The following is a 21,712-nucleotide window of genomic DNA, read 5'->3' on the forward strand; positions in this document are numbered from 1 at the left end:
AAACCGGCGGGGCCCGGGAACGCCGTCGCCGCGGGGAGAGGAGACGGTGGAAGAGCCGCGTGTCATCTACGAGGTCACGGTCGCCTGCGACCCGGCCGTCGAGGCCGACCTGCGGGACTGGCTGCCGCAGCACGTGGGCGCCATGCTGGAGCTGCCCGGCTTCACCGGCGCCCGCATTCTGGACGTGGTGCCGGGCACCGAGGGCGAGTGGCCCACGCACACCGTGCATTACACGCTCACCGACCGGGCCGCGCTGGAAGAGTACTTCGCCGGGGATGCCGGGCGCATGCGCGCGGCCGCCGAGCAGCGCTTCGGCGATTCGGTGCGCATCGAACGTCGCATTCTGACCGCGGCCGGCACGGGCGACGACAAACTGGCCCCGCCCCGCTGCCTCAACTGCGGCCACGTCCTGCACGGCCAGTACTGCGGCATCTGCGGCCAGCGTTCCAGCAGCCGCCTGATCAGCCTGTGGGGGCTGATCGCCGAGGGTCTCGGCGACCTGCTCGACATGGATTCGCGCCTCTGGCGCACATTGCGCGCCCTCCTGCTCAGGCCCGGTTACCTGACGGCGGAGTACCTGGAAGGCCGGCGTGCCCGCTTCATGCCGCCGTTCCGCATGTATCTCGCCTTCAGCCTGATCTTCTTCATCACCGCCTTCTTCGACATGGACGGATTCCAGGTCGAATTCAGCGGCGACCCGGGGACGGCCATCGACGAAGCAACCCGAGACGCAGCGACCGAAGTTACGAGCGGAACTCGGGACAGCATCGACGGACGAGTGCCGCCGGAGGAGATCGAACGCCGGGCCCCGGAGCCGGAGAATGCCATCGAGGCGGAGCAGACACCGGAGGCCGCGCCGGATACGGGCGGCGATGCGGCTGCGGCAAAAGCAGACGAGGACAGAACGGAGGAAAACGTCACCGGAGCCTGCGCCGATCTGCAGTTCCAGATCGGCGGCTGGCTGGGACAGCGGCTTACGGAGGAGCGGCTGCGCGAAGCCTGCCGACGCGTGCTCGCGGATCGGGGGCGCGGGCTCGGCCGTGCCCTGATCGACGACCTGCCCACGGCGCTGTTCGCCTTCCTGCCGGTGCTCGCGTTCGTACTGAAGGTCCTGTATCCGTTGTCACGCCGATACTACGTGGAACATCTTCTGTTCATCGTCCACTACCAGTCCTTCGTCTTTCTCGTACTGACCCTGCAGGTACTGCTGGGCAGATTGGTCGATCTGGTGCGGGGCTTCGATTGGCTAGCGGACCTCGGCGCCGTGGTCGTCGTGTTCTACATACCCGTCTACCTGTTCCGCTCCCTGCGCCGGGTCTATCGGCAGAAATTCCTCGTCACCTTCGCGAAGTTCATGGCGTTGTCCGTAGCTTATTTCCTGGCCTTCGTGATCATGATGAGCGCCACCTTCGTGGTGGCGGCGCTCAGCCTGTGAGGCCGGGCGCGCTCGCGCGGCGCGGCAGCGACGGGCGCTGGAGCGGCCCGGGTATCGCCGTTACCGGGCGCTTCGGGCTAGAATGTCGGCCGCCGGGACTTGTGTCCGGAGCGCGGTAGCGCGACAATGCAGTAAATGCCGTAAAGGCAAGTTGACAGTCGTAAGTGTAAACCTATCAGTCCATGACAAAAAAACCCATAGGAATCAGTGGACTCGCAGCTTATGTCCCGCCTTACCGCGTCTGGCTGGAGGACTGGTGTGAGTGGACGGGTGCGCCGTGGCCGAAGATCAGCAAGGTCGTCGGGCGCAGTTTCCGGATGCGTGGCCAGCGTCACAGCGTCTACACCATGGCCGCCACGGCCGTGCTGCGGCTGATCCGCCAGTACGACGTCGACCCCGGCAGAGTGAAGTTCCTCGGCCTCGGTACGGAGTCGAGCACCGACAACTCGGCCGGCGCCATTATCGTCAAGGGCATGGTGGACAAGGCGCTCGCCGCCGAGGGCAAGCCGCCGATAGCGCGCAGCTGCGAGGTGCCGGAGTTCAAGCACGCCTGCCTCGGCGGCGTGTACGGGATGAAGGGCGCCATCCGTCATCTGGCGCTGGACGGCGCGGGCAGCCAGGCGATCGTGGTCTGCGCGGATATCGCCGAATACGCCCGCGGTTCCAGCGGCGAGCAGACCCAGGGCGCAGGCGCCGTCGCGATGCTGCTGGAAGAAGATCCGAAATTGGCCGTGGTGGACCTGACCCAGGCCGGCTCCGCCTCCGATTACCGGCACATCGACTTCCGCAAGCCGATGCTGCGCTTCTGCGGCCAGGACCGCAGTGAGACGCATCAGGTGCAGGACTTCCCGGTCTTCAACGGCAAGTATTCCACCACCTGTTATCTCGACGAGACGCTGCAGGCCCTCGCCGACATGTACGAGAAGCGCGGCGTGAAGCCCGCTCCCTACCTGCGCCCGCTGAAGGCCGTCTTCATGCACCGCCCCTATCGGCGCATGCCGGAGACTGGCTGGGGAGCCGCGTGGATCTGGGCGCTGGCCCACGGCGACGCGGAGGAGCACGCCATCCTCGACGGTTATTGCCGTGAGGCGGAGGTGGACACCGACCAGCTAGTGGCCGAACTGCACGCCGTGCCGGCCCTGGCCGAACTGGCCACGGAAGGCGGAGTGAACACCGAGGCCTATCCGCTCACCATGGAAGTCCTTCGCATCTTCCGCCGCACGCCCGACTACCAGGAGATCGTGCTCGACAAGCTGGTGCTGGGGTCCGAGACCATGCGCGACCTCGGCAACCTGTACACCGCGGCGCTGCCGGCCTGGATGGCCGCCGGTTTCGAGGAGGCCATGGACAGCGGTCTCGACCTCACCGGCGAGGAGATCCTCACGCTCGGCTACGGCAGCGGCGATGCGGCCGAGGTGATCCCGATCACAATGTGCGAGACCTGGCGCGAGGCCACGGCCCGCATCGGCTTCCGCCGTTGTCTGGAACCCGCGCTGGACCTGAGTCAGGCCCAGTACGAGGCACTGCACGACGGACGCCGGGTTCAGGGGCTCGACTACCTGGCGAACGACGAGTTCGTCATCGAGCGGGTCGGCGACCGGGAAGACCGCCAGTTCCAGGATCTCGGTATCGAGTACTACCGCTACGTCGGCTGAGCGGCCGCCCCCAGGCGCTCCAGGATCTGTGCCAGCGTGCCGGCATGCTCGCCGGTCAGCCGCTCCCACTCCATGCGGAACCAGGGCGTGTAGTGCTCCGGGTGCCCGGCCAGTTCGGCCGTGAGCACAGCCGGTTCCACGAACCGCCATTCCGCGACTTCCGTCTCGTTGGCGCGCACCGCCTCCGCAGTGACGCCCGCGTACACCCAGCAGAGCTCGTGCTCCGCGCCGGCGTCGCCGTAGCGGGCCTGGTAGACGAACTTGTAGACGAAATCGAGCTCGGCCGCGATGCCCAGCTCCTGGGCCAGGCGCCGGTGCACGGCCTCGTCCATCGCCTCGCCCGCCCGCGGATGGCTGCAGCAACTGTTCGACCAGTAGCCGGGCCACAGGCGCTTGTCGCCGGCGCGACGCTGCAGCAGCAGACGCCCGCCCGTGTCGAAGACGAACAGCGAGAATGCCCGGTGCAGCACGCCCTCGCCGTCGTGGCAGCGTGCCTTGGACAGGGTGCCCAGCTCGTTGTCGTCCCGATCGACGAGGATCAGCGACTCGGAGTCGTCGGAGACGATGTCATGGGCCTGATCCGTCATCCCTCACCCCGGTCGCCGTGCAACTGCAACGTGCGGAAGCCGGCGTTCTCCAGCGCCTCGGCCACCGGCCCGGTGCCGTCCGGGCAGAACGCGACGATCGAGCCGCCGCCGCCGGCACCCGTGAGCTTGGCGCCGTGCGCGCCGGCGTCGCGGGCGATGCCGATCATCTTCTCGAGCACGGGCGCGGAGACGCCCAGCGCGTTGAGGATGCCCTGGCAGATATCCATGCGGTAGCCGAGTTCCTCCGGCTGGCCGCGCTCCAGCGCGTCCACCGACTCGAGCGTCAGCTGGTCGATCTCGTCGAACAGCCGGGTGTAGCGCTCGCGATCCCGCTCGTAGCCGGCCCGCACGCGGGACACCATGTCGGAGGTGAGGCTGCGTACCTCGCTCATCGCCACCACCAGCGGCAGATCGCCCGTGTCGACGAACCGGTTCACCGGCGGCTCGCGCCGGTAGAGCAGCGTGCGGGAATAGGTGGCGACCGTATTGTCCACCCCCGAAGGCGTGCCATGAGCGAGCTTCTCGCATTCGAAGGCCAGTGCGTTCACCGCGGCATCGTCCAGGCCGAGGCGGAAACAGCGGTCCAGCGCGCGCACGACGGCGACAGCAATCGCGGCCGAACCACCCAGCCCCATGGCCGGCGGCAGGTGGGGCCGCAGCATGATGTCGATGCCCCGGCCGGCCACGCCCAGTTCGCGCACCGCCAGCCGCAGGCAGGCATCCAGCAGGTTGTCGTCCTGCGCATCGGGGTCGATCGCGCGGTCCACGTCCCATTCGGGCACACGCAGCCGCAGCGCATCGCCCTGCTCCCGCGCCACCGCATGCACCGCCAGCGGCAGCGGCGCGGCCAGCGCATGCCGGCCGTAGACCACGGCATGCTCACCCAGCAGGATCACCTTGCCGGCGCCGCTGCTGGCCTCGGCCAGAAAGGCCTCTTCCTGCTCCCGGGTCTCCTCGGCCACGGCGTGAATGAGCTCGCTCGCTTTCCATGGCTTGATCTCGCCGCTGGCCACGAGTTCGTTCACCACCCGGTCGAAGTGCTCGGGCGGCGCGCCGGCCGCCGAGACGACGCTGCGCGCGTGCAGCGTCATGTGTCCGCGCTGGATGCCGTCGGTGGCGAGCGCCTTCAGCGCCGAGAGATTCTGCGCCAGGCCCACCGCGCAGAGGATGCCGGAGAGCTCTCTGGCGGTATGCACGCCCAGCAACCGCAACGCGAAGCGCGCCACCGGGTTGGCGCGGAGCGTGCCACCGACGATGCCGGTCTTCAACGGCAGGGTCAGCTCGCCGGTGAGAGCGCCGTCAGCGTCGGTCTGCCAGCGGGTGAGCGCCCGGTAACTGCCGTCCCGACTGGCCCAGGCGTGGGCCGCCGCCTCGATGGCGCGCCAGTCGTTGCCGGTGGCAATCGCCACCGGGTCCACCCCGTTCATGATGCCCTTGTTGTGGGTGGCCGCCCGGTAGGCATCGACGAGTGCGATATCGTTCGCCAGCACAATGGCGTCGCGCACCTCCTCGCCCCGCTCGCCGAGGCGCTCCACCGGGATGCGGCAGCTCGCGGTCACCAGGGCGCCGTCCGTGAGGTTGGAGAGTATGCGCAGGTGCACGCGGCCGCCGGTGAGCGATTCCACCAGCCCCGCCACGCCCTCGCACAGTGTATTCACCTGGTTCGCGCCCATGGCGTCGCGGGTATCGGCGTCGAGGTGCAGCACGACCAGCGGCCGCCCGTCCGGGAGGCTCAGTGCGCGCAGGTGGATGCCGCGGACGCCGCCACCCCGCACCACCATGTTCGGCTGCAGGCTGTTGGCCCGCTCGATGATCTCGGCCTCGGCCTCGCGGAGCTTGCCGACCGCGGCATCGGCATCGTCCACGCCGACGATGTGCAGCTGTCCCGCCAGCAACGGCTCCTCCGCCTGCACCGCGAAACCGCCGGACTCCCGCACCAGCCTGGCCGCCGAAGACAGCGCCGCGACGATGGAGGGTTCCTCAACCGCCATCGGCACCACCACCTCGCGGCCGCCGATCAGGAAGTTGGGCGCGATGGCGAGCGGCAGACCGGCCACGCCGATCACGTTCTCGACCATGCGATCGGCCGCTTCCGGTGTGAGCCCGCCGCGCATGCTCTCCAGCAGGCGGACATCGTCCTGGGTGATGATCTGCATGTCGGCCAGGCGCCGGCGGCGCTCGGCGACATTGAGCCGATACAGCCCGGGCACGCGGGAATTCTTGGTATTTCCTGGCTGGTCGTTCATGGGGTGTCCGGGCCGGTCATTCTACCGTGGCGAGTCCGCCGTCGTCCGGGCGGAGTGGCAGGGGTCGGAAACCGGCGCGCTCCGCTGCCGCACGGAACGACTGTAACCGCCGTCGATCGCCGGCGAGTGCCAGACCGAGGTCGCCGCCGCCCGCGCCACTCGGTTTATACACAACGCCGGCCCCGTCAGCCAGCCGGGCGAGCTCCGCGTGCCCGCCACCGCCGATATCGATGCGGGCCGCCTCGCCGACGCCGTCGAGAGCGCGGGCCCAGGCGGCGGTGGTCTCCAGCACGGCCTGCGTGTCGCCGGCCTGCCAGGCGGCGGCCGCTTCCGCCGCACGCCGGATCAGGCGGTCGGCAGGCCCGTCGGCTGCGGGCGAGCGGCGCCATTCCCGATAGCGGCGCACCCGCGGCGTGGTCCGGGCCGAACGACCGGTCCACACGAACAGCGCCTCCAGCCCGTCGGGCCAGCGCACGGGCTCCACCAACGGAGGATCGCCGACGACGAAACGGATCACACCGCCGGCGACGGAAGCCGCGATATCCAGCCCGCTGCCCTCGCCGCCCTGCAGCCGCCGGTGCGCCTCGTAGGCCAGCCCGTCCTCGAAGGTCCTGCCGAAGTGGCGGCACAGCGCTGCGGTCAGGGCGACGGTCAGTGCGGCGCTGGAACCGAGGCCGAGCTTGTCCGCGCCGCTGTAGAAAGCGGAGGTATCGAGCCGGATCTGGAACGGCCGGTCGGCGGGCAGCGGAGCGCGCTCCGCCAGCGTCTCCGTGACCGCGACGAGCAGGCGGTAGTCTTGGGCGGCGCGGTCCGCGTGCCAGTCGAGCCTTCCGTCGCCGGTGAGACCGAATGCCGCCGGCGCGATATCGGGACCCCGCGCCTGCACCCGGCAGTCCGCCGCAGTCTCGACGGTCACGACAGCGCGCCGATCGACGGCCGTCACGATGGCGGGCGCGCCGTCGAGCACTGCGTACTCGCCGGTGAGCACCAGCTTGCCCGGAGCGTCTGCGCCGCTCACCCGGACCCCGCGATCTCCGGCGCTCCGCCCAGCCCGGCTCGCAGGAGACCAGTGACACCGGGCACCGCGGTGAGCGCCGTCGCGACCGCTTCGGCTGCCTCCGGCAGGCACACCGCCTTGACCTGCGGTCCCGCGTCCACGGTGAAGAAGGTGCCATGGCCGGCCGCGCGCAACTCGCGCACGGCGTGCAGGCAGGCCAGCGTGGCCGGCTTCCAGTAAAGGATGCCCGGCCGGGACGAGAGCGTCAGCGCATGCATCTTCAGGCAGCTGTACTCGGCTACCGCGGCGAGACGCTCGAAGTCGCGTCCGGCGACGGCGGCCGCGGCCTCGTCCAGGTCGTCCTCCTGGGCCGCCACCCAGGCGCCGTAGTAGGGCGAGGTGGCTTCGCTCGCCAGCATCGCCGCCGTGGAGCCCACCGGCTTCGGCCCTGGATCGGTCACGGCGATCACCACCTCAAGGGGCCACTCCTCCGCGCCGGCCAGCGGCGTCAGCGAGATGTCCGTCTCGCCGGCGCGCGGCCGATCCAGCCGGACGAAGCCACCATAGAGCGAGCGGGCCGCGGAGCCGGAGGCGGCGCCCGCCAGCCGTGCCAGTGCCGCTCTGTCGAGGCCGGTCGAGGCGGCGGCATCCGCGGCGGCCACAAGGGCCGCGAAACCGGAGGCGGACGAAGCCAGGCCGGCGGCGACGGGGAAGTTGCTGTCGCTCTCCACCCGGGCGAAACGACGGACGCCCGTACGCGCCCGGAAGCGGTCCAGGCAGGCGGCCACCCGCTCGCCGGCCGGGCCGCCGCGGTTGCCGTCGAGCACGACGAGGTCGGCGTCGAGCGCGTCTTCGAAGGCCAGCCGGGTGCGGGTGCGCAGACCATCCAGGGTGATCGACAGGGAGCCGACGGCAGGCAGATTGCGGCGGCTGTCCTGCTTGCCCCAGTATTTCACCAGGGCGATGTTGGGGTGCGCTACGGCGGTGGCCCGCATGGAGAAAGACCGTCAGGGAATCTGCGCCGATTATCCCATGCCCGGCCGGCCGCCGACAGCGCGAGCCGGCAGGGTGACGGCACCGGGAGCGCCGAGGCATCGGCGCCGGATTCGGTGTACGCTTCCGCCGACGCAGATTAGCGGCTCGTGCCAGCGCATGCCGGAGCGACGCAATCGGGAGCCACCGAGAACCATGTCTTTCGCCGATCGCATCGACAGCTACACCGCCCGGGTGGACGCCGCCATGGACCGTACCCTGCCCGCGCCGGACCGGCTGCCATTGCGCCTGCACGAAGCCATGCGCTACGCGGCACTGAACGGCGGCAAGCGCATCCGGCCGCTGCTGGTCTATGCCAGCGGCGAGGTGCTCGGCGTGGACCCTGTTCACCTGGACCCGCCGGCCATGGCCATCGAGTTCCTGCACGCGTTCTCACTGGTCCACGACGATCTGCCCGCCATGGACGACGACGACCTGCGCCGGGGCAAGCCGACCGTGCACCGGCGCTTCGATGAGGCCACGGCCATACTCGCCGCCGACGCGCTGCAACCGCTCGCCTTCCAGGTGCTGGCCGAGGCGCCGGTGCCGCCTGCGGGCCCGACGGCGCAGCTGGCCATGATCGAGCTGTTCACCCGGGCCTGCGGATCGCTCGGCATGACCGGCGGCCAGGCCATCGACCTCGAGTCCGAGGGCCGGCGGCTCGACCGGGATACGCTCGAGCACATGTACCGGCTGAAGACCGGCCGCCTGATCGCCGCCTCCATCCTGACCCCGCCCCTGCTGGCGGCCGATGCTGGCGACGAGGCCCGCCACGCGCTGGCCACTTTCGCCGAGTGCCTGGGCCTCGCCTTCCAGATCCGCGACGACATCCTGGACGTGGAGGGCGAAACCGAGGTGATCGGGAAGACGGCCGGGGCCGACGCCAGCCACGACAAGGCCACCTGGCCCGGGCTGTTCGGACTCGACGAGGCAAAGCTGCGCTGCGACGAGCTCTATGCGGCGGGTACGGCGGCGCTCGACCACTTCGGCGAGGCCGCCGAGCCCCTGCGCTGGCTGGCCGACTTCATCATCCATCGCGCCAGCTGAGGACGGGTCGCCGCTCCGCGCCATGAACCGACACGACGAGCGCCAGCGCTGGATCCTCCACGTCGACATGGATGCCTTCTATGCCTCGGTGGAGCAGCGCGACCGGCCCGAGCTCCGCGGCCGGCCGGTCATCGTCGGCGGCAGCAACGCGCGCGGCGTGGTGGCCGCCGCGAGCTACGAGGCGCGACGCTACGGCATCCGCTCCGCCATGCCCACGCGGGAGGCGCTGCGCCGCTGCCCGGAGGTGATCTGCGTGAAGGGACGCATGGAGCACTACCAGACGGTATCCCGGCAGATCTTCGGCATCTTCCGGCGCTACACGCCGGTGGTGGAGGGGCTGTCCCTGGACGAGGCCTTCCTCGACGTCACCGGCAGCCTGAATCTGTTCGGCGACGCCATGGAGATCGCCCGCGCCGTGAAGGACGACATCGGCGCCGAGACCGAACTGTGCGCGTCGGTGGGCATCGCGCCCAACAAACTGGTGGCCAAGATCGCCTCTGACCTCGACAAGCCGGACGGACTCGTGCTGGTGACGCCCGAGAACCTGCGCGAGACGCTGGACCCCCTGCCGGTGGAAACCCTGCCGGGCATCGGCCGCCAGACGCTCGCGCGGCTGCACGCCCTCGGCGTGCGCAGCATCGCCGATCTGCGCACGGCCGCCCCCGAGTCCCTGCGGCCCGTGTTCGGGCGCTATACGCGGCGTGCCCAGGAGCGGGCCGCCGGCATCGACGAGCGGCCGGTGGTGGTGCACCGCCCCGAGAAGTCCATCAGCGCCGAGCAGACCTTCGACGAAGACCTGGAGTCCGTCGAGGAGCAGGAACGCCGGCTGCTGCGGCTCGCCGAACGCACCGGGGCACGCCTCAGGGCGAAGCGGCTGGTCGCCGGCACGGTGCAGGTGAAGATCCGGGCTGCGGACTTCACCACCTACACCCGCCAGATACGGCTGCATCCTCCGGGCAACGCCACCCGGTCATTGTTCGAGACGGCGTGCGACCTCCTCGCGGCGTGGCGGGACGAGTACCCGGGCCGCAGCATACGCCTGCTCGGCGTGGGCGCGGCAGAACTGAGCGCCGCGGAACAGCTCGATCTCTTCGACGCTGCCAGTGACGGCGCCGGCAGCGGGCTGGACCAGACCGTGGACCGCATACGCGAGCGCTTCGGCGGCGCCGCGCTCAGCCGCGCCCGCAGCATGGACCGGGACTGAGCGGGAAACGTATCGTCGATGGCACCTGTGGCATGTAGATGCCGGGGCTTGGGTTAGAATGGCGGGCCGGACCTGATATGGCAGGACCATGTACACGAGCTTCTTCGGACTCACGGAAAAGCCGTTCACGATAACGCCCGACCCGCGTTATCTGTTCATGAGCGAGCGTCACTCGGAGGCGCTTGCTCACCTGGTCTATGGCGTCACCGAGAGCGACGGCTTCATTCAGCTAACCGGCGAGGTGGGCACGGGCAAGACGACGCTCGTGCGCAGCCTGCTGCAGAAGCTGCCGAAGCGCACCGAGGTGGCCGTGGTCCTCAATCCCCAGCTCACCGCCCGGGAGTTCCTGGTGGCCATCTGCCGGGAGCTCGGCATACCTCAGCCGGAAGAACGGGACAGCCTGCGCGCGCTGGTGGACGCGCTGAACGAAAACCTGCTGGCGGCCCACGCGGACGACCGTCGCACCATCCTGGTGGTGGACGAGGCCCAGAACCTGGCGGCCGAGGTACTGGAGCAGGTCCGGCTGCTCACCAACCTGGAGACGACCCGCCAGAAGCTGCTGCAGATCATACTCATCGGCCAGCCGGAACTGCGCGAGCTGCTGGCCCGCAACGATCTGCGCCAGCTCGCCCAGCGGATCACCGCCCGCTATCACCTGGAGCCGCTGGACCGGAACGAGACCATCCGCTACATCGAACACCGCCTGAAGGTGGCCGGCGCCGTCACCGACCTGTTCACGCCCGCGGCCAAGCGGGAGGTGTACCGGCTCTCCGGCGGGGTCCCGCGGCTCGTGAACGTCATCTGCGATCGCTCGCTGCTCGGCGCCTACAGCCGCGAGCGCCGGCAGGTGGACAAGACCCTGGTCCGGCGCGCCGCGGCGGAGATCTCGGGCCAGCGGGAGAACCCGTTCTGGCAGCGATGGCTGGTGCCGCTCGCGGGCACCGCCGCACTCGCCACCCTGGCCTTCAGCGCCTGGTATTACCTGGCGCCAACCGACGATCAGCCTCCGGCCCGCCCGGTGGTCCGGATGATCGGGCCGCCCGGTGCCGCCGCCGGACCCGCGGGCGCGGCCCCGTCCCCGATCACGGCGGCGGAAGCGTCGTCACAACCGCGCCCGACGCAGGCAGCGCAGCCGTCACCGGAAGACGGGATGGCCGCCGGCGAATCCGGCCGGAACGCCCCCGCGGAAAGCGGAATCGGCAGCGATCCCGACCCCTCCCTGGCCGCGATCCTGCGCGACAATCCGCAAGCGACGGACAGCGTCCGGGCCTTCGCGACCCTGTTCGACATCTGGACGGCGGGCTACGACCCGGAGGCCGGCGCGGCCTGCGACCAGGCCGGGCGCCAGGGCCTGCAGTGCCTGTTCCAGCGCGGCACCTGGAATACCCTGCGCCAGTTCGACCGGCCCGCCATACTCACCCTCACCAACGAGGACGCGGCCGATCATCGGGTGGTGCTGGCGTCCCTGAACGACGAGACCGGCGTGATCCTGCTCGGCGGACAGCGTTACGAACTGCCGCTATCCGAGATCGGCGACTACTGGTACGGCGATTTCGTGCTGCTGTGGCGGCCGCCCTTCGGCGACGTCGTCGCCTATCAGTACGGCATGCGCGGCGATGGCGTGCGCTGGCTGCGGCGCAGCCTGAGCGAGATCCAGGGGCGGCCGTTCGACGATGGAGATTCCGAGTACTTCGACCGCGACCTCGAGCAGCGCCTGCGCGAGTACCAGCGCAGCCAGCGACTGCGGGTGGACGGGATCGCCGGCCAGCAGACCCAGATCCTGATCAACTCCGACCTCGGCCTGGCGCAGACGCCGCGCCTGACGGTCAGCGGATAACACGGCGGCGGATTCCATGTCCTTCATACTCGACGCACTGAAGAAATCCGAGAACGAGCGCCAGGGTCAGCGCGGACTCGGCGTGGCCGACGTGCCGGTGGCCCGCGGAGCTCCCGGCGCACCCGCCTGGATCTGGTGGCTGCTGGGGCTACTCGCGGTGAACGTGATCGTGCTGCTGGCCGTGTTGCTGCGGCCGGGGGCGGAGCCGACCGCCGATGCGGCCCAGGACACGGCAACTGCAGCGTCCGCGGCGACAGGGCCTGGCGCCGTGCCGGAGCGAGTGGCCCCCGAACTCGCCGCCCTGGTCGACCGGGCGAGGACCGAGAGGCTGAGCGCGGCGCCACCGGATCCCGGGGAGCCCTCCCCGGACGAGGCCGCGGCGCGGGCCGCGGCGGCAACACCGGCAGCCGTCATGCCAGCGGCAGAAGCCGCGGAATCCGCCCGCGCCGAGACGGCGCCGCCCGACCGGGAGACCACCCGGCAGCCGTCCGCGGCCGCAGCGACCTCGCGCGCCGGGGCCGGAGCGAGCGGAGAGGAAGAGGCGCTGGCCCTGCCCACCCTGGACGAACTCAGGGTGCGGGGCGACACGGGCCTGCCGGACCTGCATCTGGATATCCACGTCTGGAGCGAGCAGCCCCGGGGCCGCTTCGTCTACGTCAACACGATGAAGTACCGGGAGGGCGACGAGCTCGCCGCGGGACCGCGGGTGGCCTCCATCATCCAGAACGGCGTCGTGCTCGAGCACAACGGCCGCCGCTTCCTCCTGCCCCGCGACTAGGGAGGACGGCTATGAACGGAGCGGGCGACGCGGCGGCGGTGGAGTATCTCGACGGCAGACACCTGAGCCTCGCGCTCAGCGCCGGGGTGCATCGGGTGCTGGAGAATCAGGACCTGCTGAACCGCATCAACGTATTCCCGGTGGCGGACGGCGATACCGGCACCAACCTCGCGCTGACGCTGTCGGCCGTACGCGGCGCGCTGCAGGGCGCCGAGGAGCTGCCGGCCAACCGGGTCCTCATCCGCGTGGCCGACGCCATGCTGGACGGCGCCCGGGGCAACTCGGGGGCGATACTCGCGCAGTTCTTCCAGGGTGTGAGCGATGCGGCCGTCGAGGTGCGCCGCATCACGCCCGAGACCTTCGCCCGGGCCGTAACGGTGGGCTCCGAGTACGCCAGGGATGCGCTCTCCGATCCCCGCGAGGGCACCATCCTGTCCGTCGTGGCCGCATTCGCCTCGAGGCTGCGCGAGCAGCTCGGCCACATGCCGAAGATCGATTTCCCGAGCCTGCTGGGCAGCGGCCTGGAAGCCGCCCGCAAGGCCCTGGCGGAGACCACCCACCAGCTGGACGCACTACGCAAGGCCGGTGTCGTCGACGCGGGCGCCCAGGGTTTCGTGGAGATGGTGGCGGGCATGCTGGACTACGTTCGCGACGGCAAGGTCGTGGACCTGGACGAGGCGGATTTCATGTCCGTCGTCGAGGAATTCAGCGCCACCGCCGGGGAAGACGGCGACCTCGACTACCGCTACTGCACCGAGTGCATGGTGACCGGCGAGGACATCGACCGGCGCAGGCTCAGGGAGCAGCTCTCGGCGCTGGGCGCGAGCCTGGTGCTGGCCGGTACCCGCCGCAAGGCCAAGATCCACATCCACGTGAACGAGCCGGAGGAGGTATTCCGGGTCGCCGCCGGCTACGGCGCCGTCTCCGGCGAGAAGGCCGACGACATGCACCGCCAGCAGCACGCCACCCATGGCGCGGGCGTGCAGGTGGCCGTCATCACCGACAGCGCGGCGGACATCCCCGAGGAGGAGATGGAACGCCTCGACATCCACGTGGTGCCGATGCGCATCAGCTTCGGCAACCAGGGCTACCTCGACAAGGTCAGCATCGCACCGGACGAGTTCTTCGAGGAACTGAAGAAAAACCCGGTGCATCCCACCACCTCGCAACCGGCGCCCGGCGACTTCCGCCGCCAGTACCAGTTCCTCGCCAGTCATTTCCCGGACGTGGTCTCGGTGAGCCTGACGGGCAAGGTGAGCGGCACCCTGGAGGCAGCGCGGTCCGCCGCCGAGCGTGTGCGAGCCGACGGGCGCATCCACGTCATCGACAGCCTGAACGTCTCCCTGGGCCAGGGCCTCGTCGCCATGCATGCCGCCGAGTGCGCCCGGGCGGGCATGGACGCCGGGGCGGTGGTGGCCGAGACCGAATGGGCCATCGCGCACACCTGGAGCTTCGGCCTGGTGAAGGACCTGCGTTACGCGGTGCGCGGCGGCCGCGTGCCGCACTCGCGCAAGGTCGTCGCCGAGTGGCTGAACCTCAATCCCGTGCTGCGCACTACCCCCGACGGCCAGGTGACCTCGGGCGGCGTGATCTTCGGCCGTGCCAACCGGCTGCCGAAGTTCGTCCGCTACGTGGCCAGGCGCGTGGCGGCCGGCCGGCGTTACCGGCTGGCCGTGGCCCATGCCCAGTGCGGCGAGGAAGCCGAGGAGCTGCGCCGCCGGCTGGAAGCCCGGCTCGACCGGGTGGAGCAGTCCTGGGTCACCGAACTCGGCACCGCCATCGGCGTACACGGCGGGCCCGGCACGCTGGTCGCCTCGCTGCAGGAACTGCGGGAGCCGGGCAGTTGAGCGACGACCATGACGACAGGGGGCGCGACCGGGCGCTGCAGCTGGAGACGCTTGGCATCCATGCCGGCCGGGAACCCGACCCGGCCACGGGCGCCGCGGTCACCGGCTGGCAGCCGGCCACCACGTTCCGGCGCGGCAATCCGGCCGGGCTGTCGTACATCCGCGACGACTCGCCGAACCGGCTGCAGGCTGAGGCCGCACTCACCGCGCTGGAGGGCGGCGATGCCGCGGTGGCCTTCGCCTCCGGCTCGGCTGCCTCGTTCGCGGTGTTCGCGGCCCTGCCCGAGGGCAGCGAGATCGTCTGCACCGAGGACGCCTACTGGGGGACCCGCCAGCAGCTGACCGAACTCGCGCCGCGCTGGGGCATCGCCACCCGCTTCGTCGATACTTCCGACCTCGCGGCCGTGCGCGCGGCTGTCGGCGACCGCACCGCACTCGTCTGGCTGGAGACGCCTTCGAATCCGCTACTGCGCGTGAGCGACGTCCGCGCCATCGCGGAGACCGCCCACGCGGCCGGAGCGCTGCTGGCCTGCGACAACACGCTGGCCACGCCGGTGATCCAGCAGCCTCTGGCCCTCGGCGCCGACCTGGTGATGCACAGCACGACCAAGTACCTCGGCGGCCACAGCGATCTCATGGGCGGGGCGGTCATCGGCCGGCACGGCCCCGTGATGGAAGCGGTGCGCCGCCAGCAGCGCGTTGCCGGGGCGAGTCCGTCGCCCTTCGACTGCTGGCTGCTGCTGCGCAGCCTCGCCACGCTGGCGGTACGGGTGCGGGGCCAGTCCGCGGGCGCGCTCACTGTAGCCGAGGCGCTCGCCGCACACGAGGCGATCAGCGAGGTGCTGTACCCGGGCCTGCCGGGCCACCGCGGCCACGGCCTTGCCATCGGCCAGAGCCGGCTGAACGGCACCGCGGGTGCGCCGCTGCCGCTGGGCGCCATGTTGTCCGTGCGCATGGCCGGCGGCGCGGATCAGGCGAGGGCGGTCGCCGGCCGCACGCGCCTGTTCACGCAGGCGACCAGCCTCGGCGGCGTCGAGAGCCTGATCGAGCATCGTGCCCCGGTGGAAGGGCCCGGGACGCTGACACCGGACGATCTGTTGCGCCTGTCGGTGGGCCTGGAGCATCCGGACGACCTGCTGGCCGACCTCGAGCAGGCGATCTCAGCCTGATCCCGTCTCGTCCAGGCGCTCGTCGCCGGCGGGCTCCACCAGCGACGCATCCTCGTTGCGCGGGCTGTTCACGCGGCGGCTGACCGGCCACGCGCGCAGTGCCACGGCCGGATCGGCCAGAGAGTCGCCGTCGCCTGCCGGATCCTCGCCCGCGAGCCATGCGGCCGAACGCTCGGCACCGAGCACCAGCGGCATGCGGTCGTGCAGCCGGGCCATGAGGTCGATGGGCGCCGTCGTCAGGATGGTGAAGGTCTCCAGCGGCCCCGCGGCTTCCTCGTCCGCACCGGTCTTCGGTTCCCAGTGCTCCCACAACCCCGCCATGGCGAAGGGTTCACCGGCGGCCGCCGACACGAACCAGGGCGTCTTGCCATCGGGACCGGCACGCCACTCGTAGAAACCGTCGGCGGGCACCAGGCAGCGTCGCCGGCTCCAGGCCGCCCGGAAAGCGGGCTTGCCGGCGGCGGTCTCGGCGCGGGCGTTGATGAGGCGGTTACCGATCTTCGTGTCCCTGGCCCAGAACGGCACCAGGCCCCAGCGCAGCATGGCGACATACCGCGTGCCGTCTTCGCCGGCGCGGATGACGGGCACCTGCTGGGTAGGCGCGATGTTGTAGCGGGGCTCGATCGGCGGCGGATCCTCCACGCCGAACACCGCGGCCATGGCATCGCGGGCGGAATAGAACGCGAAGCGTCCGCACACGGCGCTACTCCCGGATGCCCACGCCCCGGTTCATCAGTACGAGGCTTACAGTGAACAGCAGCACGACGAAGCCGCAGACGATGAGATAGGCGATGCCGATGGGGATGTCCGAGGCGCCGAGCACGCCGTAGCGGAACGCGTTCACCATATACAGGATGGGGTTGGCGAGCGACACTTTCTGCCAGAACTCGGGCAGCAGCGAGATCGAGTAGAACACGCCGCCGAGATAGGTGAGCGGCGTCAGCACGAAGGTGGGGATGATCGAGATGTCGTCGAACTTCTTCGCGAAGACGGCGTTGATGAATCCCGCCAGCGAGAACACCACCGACGTGAGTACCACCATGGAGAAGGTGACGAACGGATGCTGCACCGTCAGCCGCGTGAAGGCCAAAGCGATGATGGAGACCAGTGCCCCCACCATCAGACCGCGCACCACCCCGCCGGCGACGTGGCCGAGGATGATGGTGGCGTTCGACATGGGCGAGACCAGCATCTCCTCGATGTGACGGCCGAACTTGGCGCCGAAGAACGAGGAAACCACGTTGCCGTAGGAGTTGGTGATCACGGACATCATGATCAGCCCCGGCGCGATGTACTGCATGTAGTTGTAGCCGTCCATGGCGCCGATGCGCTTGCCGATCAGCGTGCCGAAAATGATGAAGTACAGTGTCATCGTGATGGCCGGCGGCACGATGGTCTGCACCCAGATGCGGATCACCCGCGTGAACTCCTTGTGCACGATGGTCTGGAGCCCGACCCAGTTGGCACGCACATCCATGCTCAGGCCTCCGCCGCCGCGGCCCGCGCCGCTGCTTTCATCTCGGCGGCAGCACCCTTGTTCTCCACCAGGCCCATGAAGAGCTCCTCCAGGCGGTTGGCCTTGTTGCGCATGCTGAGCACGCGTACGCCCGCGTCCGACAGTGCGGCGAACACCTCGTTCAGGCTCTGGCGCTTCTCGAGCATCACCTCCAGGTCGCCGTCGGGGCGCAGCGTGAGCTCGTACGGCTCGATCCGGGGCGCTGCATCCAGTGGCTCGGCGGGCGTCAACACGAAGACCTCCCGGTTCAGCTTGCGCAGCACGTCGGCCATGCTGGCATCCTCGATGATGCGGCCCTCGTCGATGATGGCGACGTGCCGGCACAGGCTCTCGGCCTCTTCCAGGTAATGGGTGGTGAGGATGATGGTCGTGCCCTCGGCGTTGATCTTCTGCAGGAAGTTCCACATCGAACGCCGGATCTCGATGTCGACGCCGGCGGTGGGCTCGTCGAGGATCAGCAGCTTCGGCTCGTGCACGAGCGCCCGGGCGATCATCAGCCGGCGTTTCATGCCGCCGGAGAGGTTGCGGGCGATGTCGTTGCGCCGGTCCCAGAGCTTCAGCTCGGTGAGGTAGCGCTCGGCGCGCTCGTAGGCAAGCTTGCGTGGCAATCCGTAGTAGCCGCCCTGGTTGACGACCGTATTCAGCACTTTCTCGAACAGGTTCAGGTTGATCTCCTGGGGCACCAGGCCCAGACAGGCCTTTGCCTGTTCCAGCTCGTCGTCGATACTGTGGCCGTAGATACGTACGTCGCCGCTGGTCTTGTTCACCAGCGAGGTGATGATGCCGATGGCCGTCGTCTTGCCGGCGCCGTTCGGCCCGAGGAGCGCATAGAAGTCGCCCTCCTCGACCTCGAAGTTGATGCCCTTCAGCGCCTCCACGCCGTTGGGATAGACCTTCCTGAGGTCCCGGATACTGAGTGCACGCATAACGCGCCATTGTAGAACCTATGAGGGAGCCCCGCATGGACCAGCGCATCGACACGGCCGAATTCCCGGGGGAGGTGCGGGCGCTGGCCCGCGCCGCACCGGAGTTCCGGCCCGTGCTGCGGCGCCACGGCATCCCCGCCTTCTGGCGCCGGCCGGAGGGGATCGAGACGCTGGTGCGCATCATCCTGGAACAGCAGGTGTCGCTGGCCGCGGCGGCGACGCTGTACCGCCGCATCCGCAGCGAACTGGGCGGGATCTCGGCACGGCGGCTGGTGGCGGCGGGACCGGAGCGGCTGCATCGTCTCGGCATGACCCGGCAGAAGGCCCGCTACTGCCACGCGCTGGGCGAGGCGGTGCAGAACCGACGGCTGTCCTTCGCCGCCCTGGCCCGCGCCGGGGACGAAGAGGCGATCGCCAGGCTGACCGCACTGCCCGGCATCGGTCCCTGGACCGCCGGCGCCTACGTCATGGCGGCCATGCGCCGGCGCGACGTCTGGCCGCCCGGCGACCTCGCGCTGGAACGGGCCATCGAACGGCTGCTGCCGGACGCGGACACGGCGGAGCTCGCGGCGAGCGGCGCGCGCTGGCGGCCGCGCCGGGCCGTGGCCGCCCGCCTGCTGTGGCATTACTACCGGGCCGAGCTGGTCTGACCGGGATAGTCGCCGGCCGCCCGCCTCGGCCGGTCAGCCGGAGCGCCGGCGGGATGCCTGCAGACGGGAGGCCGCGGCCCTGAGCGGCGGGGTGGCCGGCAGGCGCTGCTGCAACTGCAGCCCGGCCGCCCGCACGGCGCGGCGTCGCAGCGGCACCAGTTCCGCGCAGCGCAGCAGTTCGGGCCAGAAGCCGGCCACGGCTGCGTGCACCGGCCGCAGCCGGGCTGCCTGGGCATGGGCGATGGCCGCCAGCGCCGGTTCGTCCAGACCGGCGAGCTCGTCGCACCAGGCCGCGTCCACCCCACCGAGCAGGCGCGCCGCGAAGGGTCGCCGCCAGGCGAGCCGCCGCAGCAGCGACAGGCTCATGTAGAGGACCAGCTCCACGCTCGGCGCCGCGCCCCGGAACAGTTCGAAGCTGCCCGGATCCGCTGCGCTGCCGCCAACGTCCACCGCACGGACGCTGCAAAGCAGGAACGGGCTGCTGGCCGCCTCGCCCCGCTGCTCCGGCGTGAGCCGCCGCAGCATCTCCCGGGCCGTTGGCTCCAGGCGCTCCAGCTGCCGCGCCGCATGCCGGTCGTTGCTGCCGAGGAACTCGAGATAGCTGCGGTTGATGGCGGCGAGATGCCGCAGATCGTTGTCTTTCAGTGCCTTGTAAGTCATGTCCCACCCCACTGACTGCCACATCTATGATTTATTGACCATATTGGTCCGTTTTTCTCATTTGTGATCCTAGCGGATAAATGATGTCATATATGTTCGAAAAATTACATAAATGGAGGGCAAATGGATGAAGGCAACCCGGGATCGCTATGAAACCGAGCGGCTGCGCTTCGAGTTGGCGCTGCGCATGATAGGCCACGAGGCCCGCACCCAGACCATCAGTCTGTGCACCGGGCTCTCCCACGACCGGATCCGCAAGATCTACAGCCGCTATTTCTCGGGCGGCCGCGGCGGCGTGCGGCGCCGGCGCGGGAAGTCGCCCCGCCAGACCGTGCCGTTCGTCCGCAACGCCGTCCATCAGCTGGAGGCGACCACGCTCACCTACCTGTTCGTGCAGGGCGGCCTGCTCCAGCTCGCCGGCGACGCGGTCTACGCCCGCTGGCCGCGCCCCGACGTCGAGTACGGCCACCGGGTATGCCGCTCCTACGAGACCTACCAGCTGCTGCATCCGCGTTGCCTGTTCAGTTTCGAATGGGGCTGGAACCTGCTCCAGGCCCTGAGCGGCGACGGCGATCTGGGTCTTACCCGCTGCAACGACTGCGGCCTGGATTATCTCCACGACCGCTACGGCCTGAACTTCCACCAGTGCCCGGCCTGCGAGATCCGCACGGGGCGCAGCCGGCGGCCCGGACACGGCACCTTCGCGCGGGCGTAGTAGAATGCCCGGATGACCATCAAGACAGCCGATCTCTGCGACGAACATGCGGCGCGGGTCCGCATCGCTGACCCGATATTCCGTGCCTACGGCGGCCGCCCCGCCTTCGGTGGCCCGATCACCACCCTGCGCGTCTTCGAAGACAACGTGCTGGTGCGCTCGGCGCTGGAGGGACCCGGCGACGGCCGGGTGCTGGTGGTGGACGGCTCAGCCTCGATGCGTTGCGCACTGCTCGGCGACCAGCTCGCCGCGCTGGCGGCCGACAACGGCTGGGCCGGCGTGGTCGTGAACGGCTGCATCCGGGACTCCGCCGACATCGCCGGCATCGACATTGGCGTGCGCGCGCTCGCGACCATGCCGCTGAAGAGCCGCAAGCTGGGGCGGGGCGAGCGGGACGTGGCCGTGGCCTTCGCCGGTGTGGCGTTCGAGCCCGGTCACCATCTCTACGCCGACGAGGACGGGCTCCTGGTTAGCGCCGACGCCCTCGTCTGAGGGCGGGCCATGGCGGCGATCCTGTCCCACAACACCTTCGCCGGCGCCTATGTCGACCGGGCCGGCGAGCGACGGGTGGACAAGGACTGGCAGCGCGACGCGCTGACCCGGCCGGACACCGTATTCGTGCCGGTGTGGCAGGGCCGCTGCCCCGCGGACGAGGCCGACGGGCGCGCCTGGCTGCTCCGTTACGCGGACCTGCCCTGCCGGCCCCGTCTCGAGGACCTCGTGTTCCTGGGCGTGTTCCGCGATGCGCCGGCGTTCGCGCTGGAAGTGGACGAGCCGGTGCTGCCGACCGCCGGCGGCGTGGAGTACCGGGACCTGCGCACACTCGGCGGCATCCTGCCGCCGGACGAGGCCAGCCTGATGGCCCACGCCCGCGCCATGATCCTCTGGCACCAGGCGCAGCGGCACTGCGGCCACTGCGGGGCGGCCACGGAGCCGGACGCCGGCGGCTACGCCCGAATCTGCACAGGCCCGGAATGCGGCCGGCGTATTTTCCCGCGGGTGGATCCCGCCATCATCGTGCTGGTGGAGGCCGGCGAGCGCTGCCTGCTCGGCCGCCAGCCCACCTGGCCGGAAGGCCGTTACTCGACCATCGCCGGCTTCGTCGAGCCCGGCGAGAGCCTGGAGGAGGCGGTGCGCCGGGAGGTCTTCGAGGAGACCAACGTGCGGCTGGCCGAGGTGCGCTACGAGTCTTCCCAGCCGTGGCCTTTCCCGTCCGCATTGATGCTGGGTTTCCGCGCGGTCGCGGATTCCGGCGATATCGTGCTGAACGACGGCGAGCTCGAGGACGCACGCTGGTTCGCCCGCCACGAGATCCGGGCGGGCTGGCCGAAGCTGCCGCCGCGCCTCTCCATCGCCCGCCGGCTGGTCGACGACTGGCTCGAGGAGGACGGCGGCAGCGACGTCGCCTGAC

At 70.1% G+C, this 21,712-nt stretch carries 20 protein-coding genes; 12 read left to right on the forward strand and 8 right to left on the reverse strand.

Annotated elements, in window-relative coordinates; translation table 11 throughout:
- Positions 1-46: 46 nt before the first annotated feature.
- Both ACJMKX_RS10540 and ACJMKX_RS10545 read left to right on the forward strand, forming a co-directional pair.
- Positions 47-1,435, forward strand: a complete 1,389-nt coding sequence (locus tag ACJMKX_RS10540; protein ID WP_405224700.1) for a DUF4286 family protein — start codon at positions 47-49, stop codon at positions 1,433-1,435.
- Between the two features lie 182 nt (positions 1,436-1,617).
- On the forward strand, positions 1,618-3,090 hold the full coding sequence (locus ACJMKX_RS10545; RefSeq protein WP_405224703.1) for a hydroxymethylglutaryl-CoA synthase: 1,473 nt from the start codon (positions 1,618-1,620) through the stop codon (positions 3,088-3,090).
- On the opposite strand, the gene idi is transcribed toward ACJMKX_RS10545, so the two are convergent.
- From idi to mvaD, 4 genes are read right to left on the reverse strand one after another with little or no spacing between them, the layout of a single operon-like run.
- Complete coding sequence (gene idi / locus ACJMKX_RS10550; RefSeq protein ID WP_405224706.1) at positions 3,078-3,677, reverse strand: isopentenyl-diphosphate Delta-isomerase; 600 nt, start codon at positions 3,675-3,677, stop codon at positions 3,078-3,080. The genes ACJMKX_RS10545 and idi overlap by 13 nt on opposite strands.
- Entirely contained in the window at positions 3,674-5,923 is a 2,250-nt protein-coding gene (locus tag ACJMKX_RS10555) for a hydroxymethylglutaryl-CoA reductase, degradative (protein WP_405224708.1), read from the reverse strand. The genes idi and ACJMKX_RS10555 overlap by 4 nt, the downstream gene beginning before the upstream one ends.
- 16 nt (positions 5,924-5,939) lie before the next feature.
- On the reverse strand, positions 5,940-6,941 hold the full coding sequence (locus ACJMKX_RS10560; RefSeq protein WP_405224711.1) for a mevalonate kinase family protein: 1,002 nt from the start codon (positions 6,939-6,941) through the stop codon (positions 5,940-5,942).
- Positions 6,938-7,915, reverse strand: coding sequence for a diphosphomevalonate decarboxylase (mvaD, locus tag ACJMKX_RS10565; RefSeq protein ID WP_405224712.1), 978 nt, complete (start codon positions 7,913-7,915; stop codon positions 6,938-6,940). The genes ACJMKX_RS10560 and mvaD overlap by 4 nt, the downstream gene beginning before the upstream one ends.
- A gap of 193 nt (positions 7,916-8,108) precedes the next feature.
- Between mvaD and ACJMKX_RS10570 the strand changes: the two genes are divergently transcribed.
- The 6 genes from ACJMKX_RS10570 to ACJMKX_RS10595 all read left to right on the forward strand — a co-directional run bounded on the left by ACJMKX_RS10570 (position 8,109) and on the right by ACJMKX_RS10595 (position 15,834).
- Positions 8,109-8,999 carry a polyprenyl synthetase family protein gene (locus ACJMKX_RS10570; protein ID WP_405224715.1) on the forward strand — a complete coding sequence of 297 codons (891 nt, stop codon included), beginning with the start codon at positions 8,109-8,111 and terminating at the stop codon, positions 8,997-8,999.
- Between the two features lie 22 nt (positions 9,000-9,021).
- On the forward strand, positions 9,022-10,203 hold the full coding sequence (gene dinB, locus ACJMKX_RS10575; RefSeq protein WP_405224718.1) for a DNA polymerase IV: 1,182 nt from the start codon (positions 9,022-9,024) through the stop codon (positions 10,201-10,203).
- An 88-nt stretch (positions 10,204-10,291) separates the two neighbouring features.
- On the forward strand, positions 10,292-12,040 hold the full coding sequence (locus ACJMKX_RS10580) for an ExeA family protein (protein WP_405224721.1): 1,749 nt from the start codon (positions 10,292-10,294) through the stop codon (positions 12,038-12,040).
- 16 nt (positions 12,041-12,056) lie between these two features.
- On the forward strand, positions 12,057-12,818 hold the full coding sequence (locus ACJMKX_RS10585) for a general secretion pathway protein GspB (protein ID WP_405224724.1): 762 nt from the start codon (positions 12,057-12,059) through the stop codon (positions 12,816-12,818).
- An 11-nt stretch (positions 12,819-12,829) separates the two neighbouring features.
- On the forward strand, positions 12,830-14,665 hold the full coding sequence (locus tag ACJMKX_RS10590) for a DegV family protein (protein WP_405224727.1): 1,836 nt from the start codon (positions 12,830-12,832) through the stop codon (positions 14,663-14,665).
- On the forward strand, positions 14,662-15,834 hold the full coding sequence (locus ACJMKX_RS10595; protein ID WP_405224730.1) for a trans-sulfuration enzyme family protein: 1,173 nt from the start codon (positions 14,662-14,664) through the stop codon (positions 15,832-15,834). The genes ACJMKX_RS10590 and ACJMKX_RS10595 overlap by 4 nt, the downstream gene beginning before the upstream one ends.
- Here the strand turns inward: ACJMKX_RS10595 and ACJMKX_RS10600 are convergent.
- From ACJMKX_RS10600 to ACJMKX_RS10610, 3 genes are read right to left on the reverse strand one after another with little or no spacing between them, the layout of a single operon-like run.
- Entirely contained in the window at positions 15,826-16,533 is a 708-nt protein-coding gene (locus ACJMKX_RS10600) for an SOS response-associated peptidase (protein ID WP_405224733.1), read from the reverse strand. The genes ACJMKX_RS10595 and ACJMKX_RS10600 overlap by 9 nt on opposite strands.
- Positions 16,534-16,537: 4 nt before the next feature.
- Positions 16,538-17,311: an ABC transporter permease gene (locus tag ACJMKX_RS10605; protein ID WP_405224736.1), complete on the reverse strand. Its 774-nt coding sequence runs from the start codon at positions 17,309-17,311 to the stop codon at positions 16,538-16,540.
- A gap of 2 nt (positions 17,312-17,313) precedes the next feature.
- Complete coding sequence (locus ACJMKX_RS10610) at positions 17,314-18,276, reverse strand: ABC transporter ATP-binding protein (protein ID WP_405224739.1); 963 nt, start codon at positions 18,274-18,276, stop codon at positions 17,314-17,316.
- 35 nt (positions 18,277-18,311) lie between these two features.
- Between ACJMKX_RS10610 and ACJMKX_RS10615 the strand changes: the two genes are divergently transcribed.
- Positions 18,312-18,926 (forward strand): DNA-3-methyladenine glycosylase family protein, encoded by a 615-nt coding sequence (locus tag ACJMKX_RS10615; protein WP_405224742.1) that lies wholly within the window; start codon positions 18,312-18,314, stop codon positions 18,924-18,926.
- A gap of 33 nt (positions 18,927-18,959) precedes the next feature.
- Here the strand turns inward: ACJMKX_RS10615 and ACJMKX_RS10620 are convergent, their stop codons facing one another.
- Positions 18,960-19,586 carry a hypothetical protein gene (locus tag ACJMKX_RS10620; protein ID WP_405224745.1) on the reverse strand — a complete coding sequence of 209 codons (627 nt, stop codon included), beginning with the start codon at positions 19,584-19,586 and terminating at the stop codon, positions 18,960-18,962.
- Positions 19,587-19,713: 127 nt separating this feature from the next.
- On the opposite strand from ACJMKX_RS10620, the gene ACJMKX_RS10625 reads away from it, so the two are divergent.
- From ACJMKX_RS10625 to nudC, 3 genes are read left to right on the forward strand one after another with little or no spacing between them, the layout of a single operon-like run.
- Positions 19,714-20,301, forward strand: a complete 588-nt coding sequence (locus ACJMKX_RS10625) for a hypothetical protein (RefSeq protein WP_405224748.1) — start codon at positions 19,714-19,716, stop codon at positions 20,299-20,301.
- 12 nt (positions 20,302-20,313) lie between these two features.
- Complete coding sequence (gene rraA / locus ACJMKX_RS10630; protein ID WP_405224751.1) at positions 20,314-20,793, forward strand: ribonuclease E activity regulator RraA; 480 nt, start codon at positions 20,314-20,316, stop codon at positions 20,791-20,793.
- 9 nt (positions 20,794-20,802) lie between these two features.
- Positions 20,803-21,711 carry an NAD(+) diphosphatase gene (gene nudC / locus ACJMKX_RS10635; protein WP_405224753.1) on the forward strand — a complete coding sequence of 303 codons (909 nt, stop codon included), beginning with the start codon at positions 20,803-20,805 and terminating at the stop codon, positions 21,709-21,711.
- Position 21,712: the final 1 nt, after the last annotated feature.

Source organism: Lentisalinibacter sediminis (assembly GCF_040706615.1).
GTDB classification, from domain to species: domain Bacteria; phylum Pseudomonadota; class Gammaproteobacteria; order Steroidobacterales; family Woeseiaceae; genus Lentisalinibacter; species Lentisalinibacter sediminis.

Coding starts and splice junctions, on each gene's coding strand:
- ACJMKX_RS10555 (WP_405224708.1), bottom strand. CDS start 5,923: ATGAACGACCAGCCAGGAAATACCAAGAATTCCCGCGTGCCCGGGCTG.
- idi (WP_405224706.1), bottom strand. CDS start 3,677: ATGACGGATCAGGCCCATGACATCGTCTCCGACGACTCCGAGTCGCTG.
- mvaD (WP_405224712.1), bottom strand. CDS start 7,915: ATGCGGGCCACCGCCGTAGCGCACCCCAACATCGCCCTGGTGAAATAC.
- dinB (WP_405224718.1), top strand. CDS start 9,022: ATGAACCGACACGACGAGCGCCAGCGCTGGATCCTCCACGTCGACATG.
- ACJMKX_RS10610 (WP_405224739.1), bottom strand. CDS start 18,276: ATGCGTGCACTCAGTATCCGGGACCTCAGGAAGGTCTATCCCAACGGC.
- ACJMKX_RS10615 (WP_405224742.1), top strand. CDS start 18,312: ATGGACCAGCGCATCGACACGGCCGAATTCCCGGGGGAGGTGCGGGCG.
- nudC (WP_405224753.1), top strand. CDS start 20,803: ATGGCGGCGATCCTGTCCCACAACACCTTCGCCGGCGCCTATGTCGAC.
- ACJMKX_RS10605 (WP_405224736.1), bottom strand. CDS start 17,311: ATGGATGTGCGTGCCAACTGGGTCGGGCTCCAGACCATCGTGCACAAG.
- ACJMKX_RS10580 (WP_405224721.1), top strand. CDS start 10,292: ATGTACACGAGCTTCTTCGGACTCACGGAAAAGCCGTTCACGATAACG.
- ACJMKX_RS10590 (WP_405224727.1), top strand. CDS start 12,830: ATGAACGGAGCGGGCGACGCGGCGGCGGTGGAGTATCTCGACGGCAGA.
- ACJMKX_RS10625 (WP_405224748.1), top strand. CDS start 19,714: ATGAAGGCAACCCGGGATCGCTATGAAACCGAGCGGCTGCGCTTCGAG.
- ACJMKX_RS10545 (WP_405224703.1), top strand. CDS start 1,618: ATGACAAAAAAACCCATAGGAATCAGTGGACTCGCAGCTTATGTCCCG.
- rraA (WP_405224751.1), top strand. CDS start 20,314: ATGACCATCAAGACAGCCGATCTCTGCGACGAACATGCGGCGCGGGTC.
- ACJMKX_RS10620 (WP_405224745.1), bottom strand. CDS start 19,586: ATGACTTACAAGGCACTGAAAGACAACGATCTGCGGCATCTCGCCGCC.
- ACJMKX_RS10585 (WP_405224724.1), top strand. CDS start 12,057: ATGTCCTTCATACTCGACGCACTGAAGAAATCCGAGAACGAGCGCCAG.
- ACJMKX_RS10570 (WP_405224715.1), top strand. CDS start 8,109: ATGTCTTTCGCCGATCGCATCGACAGCTACACCGCCCGGGTGGACGCC.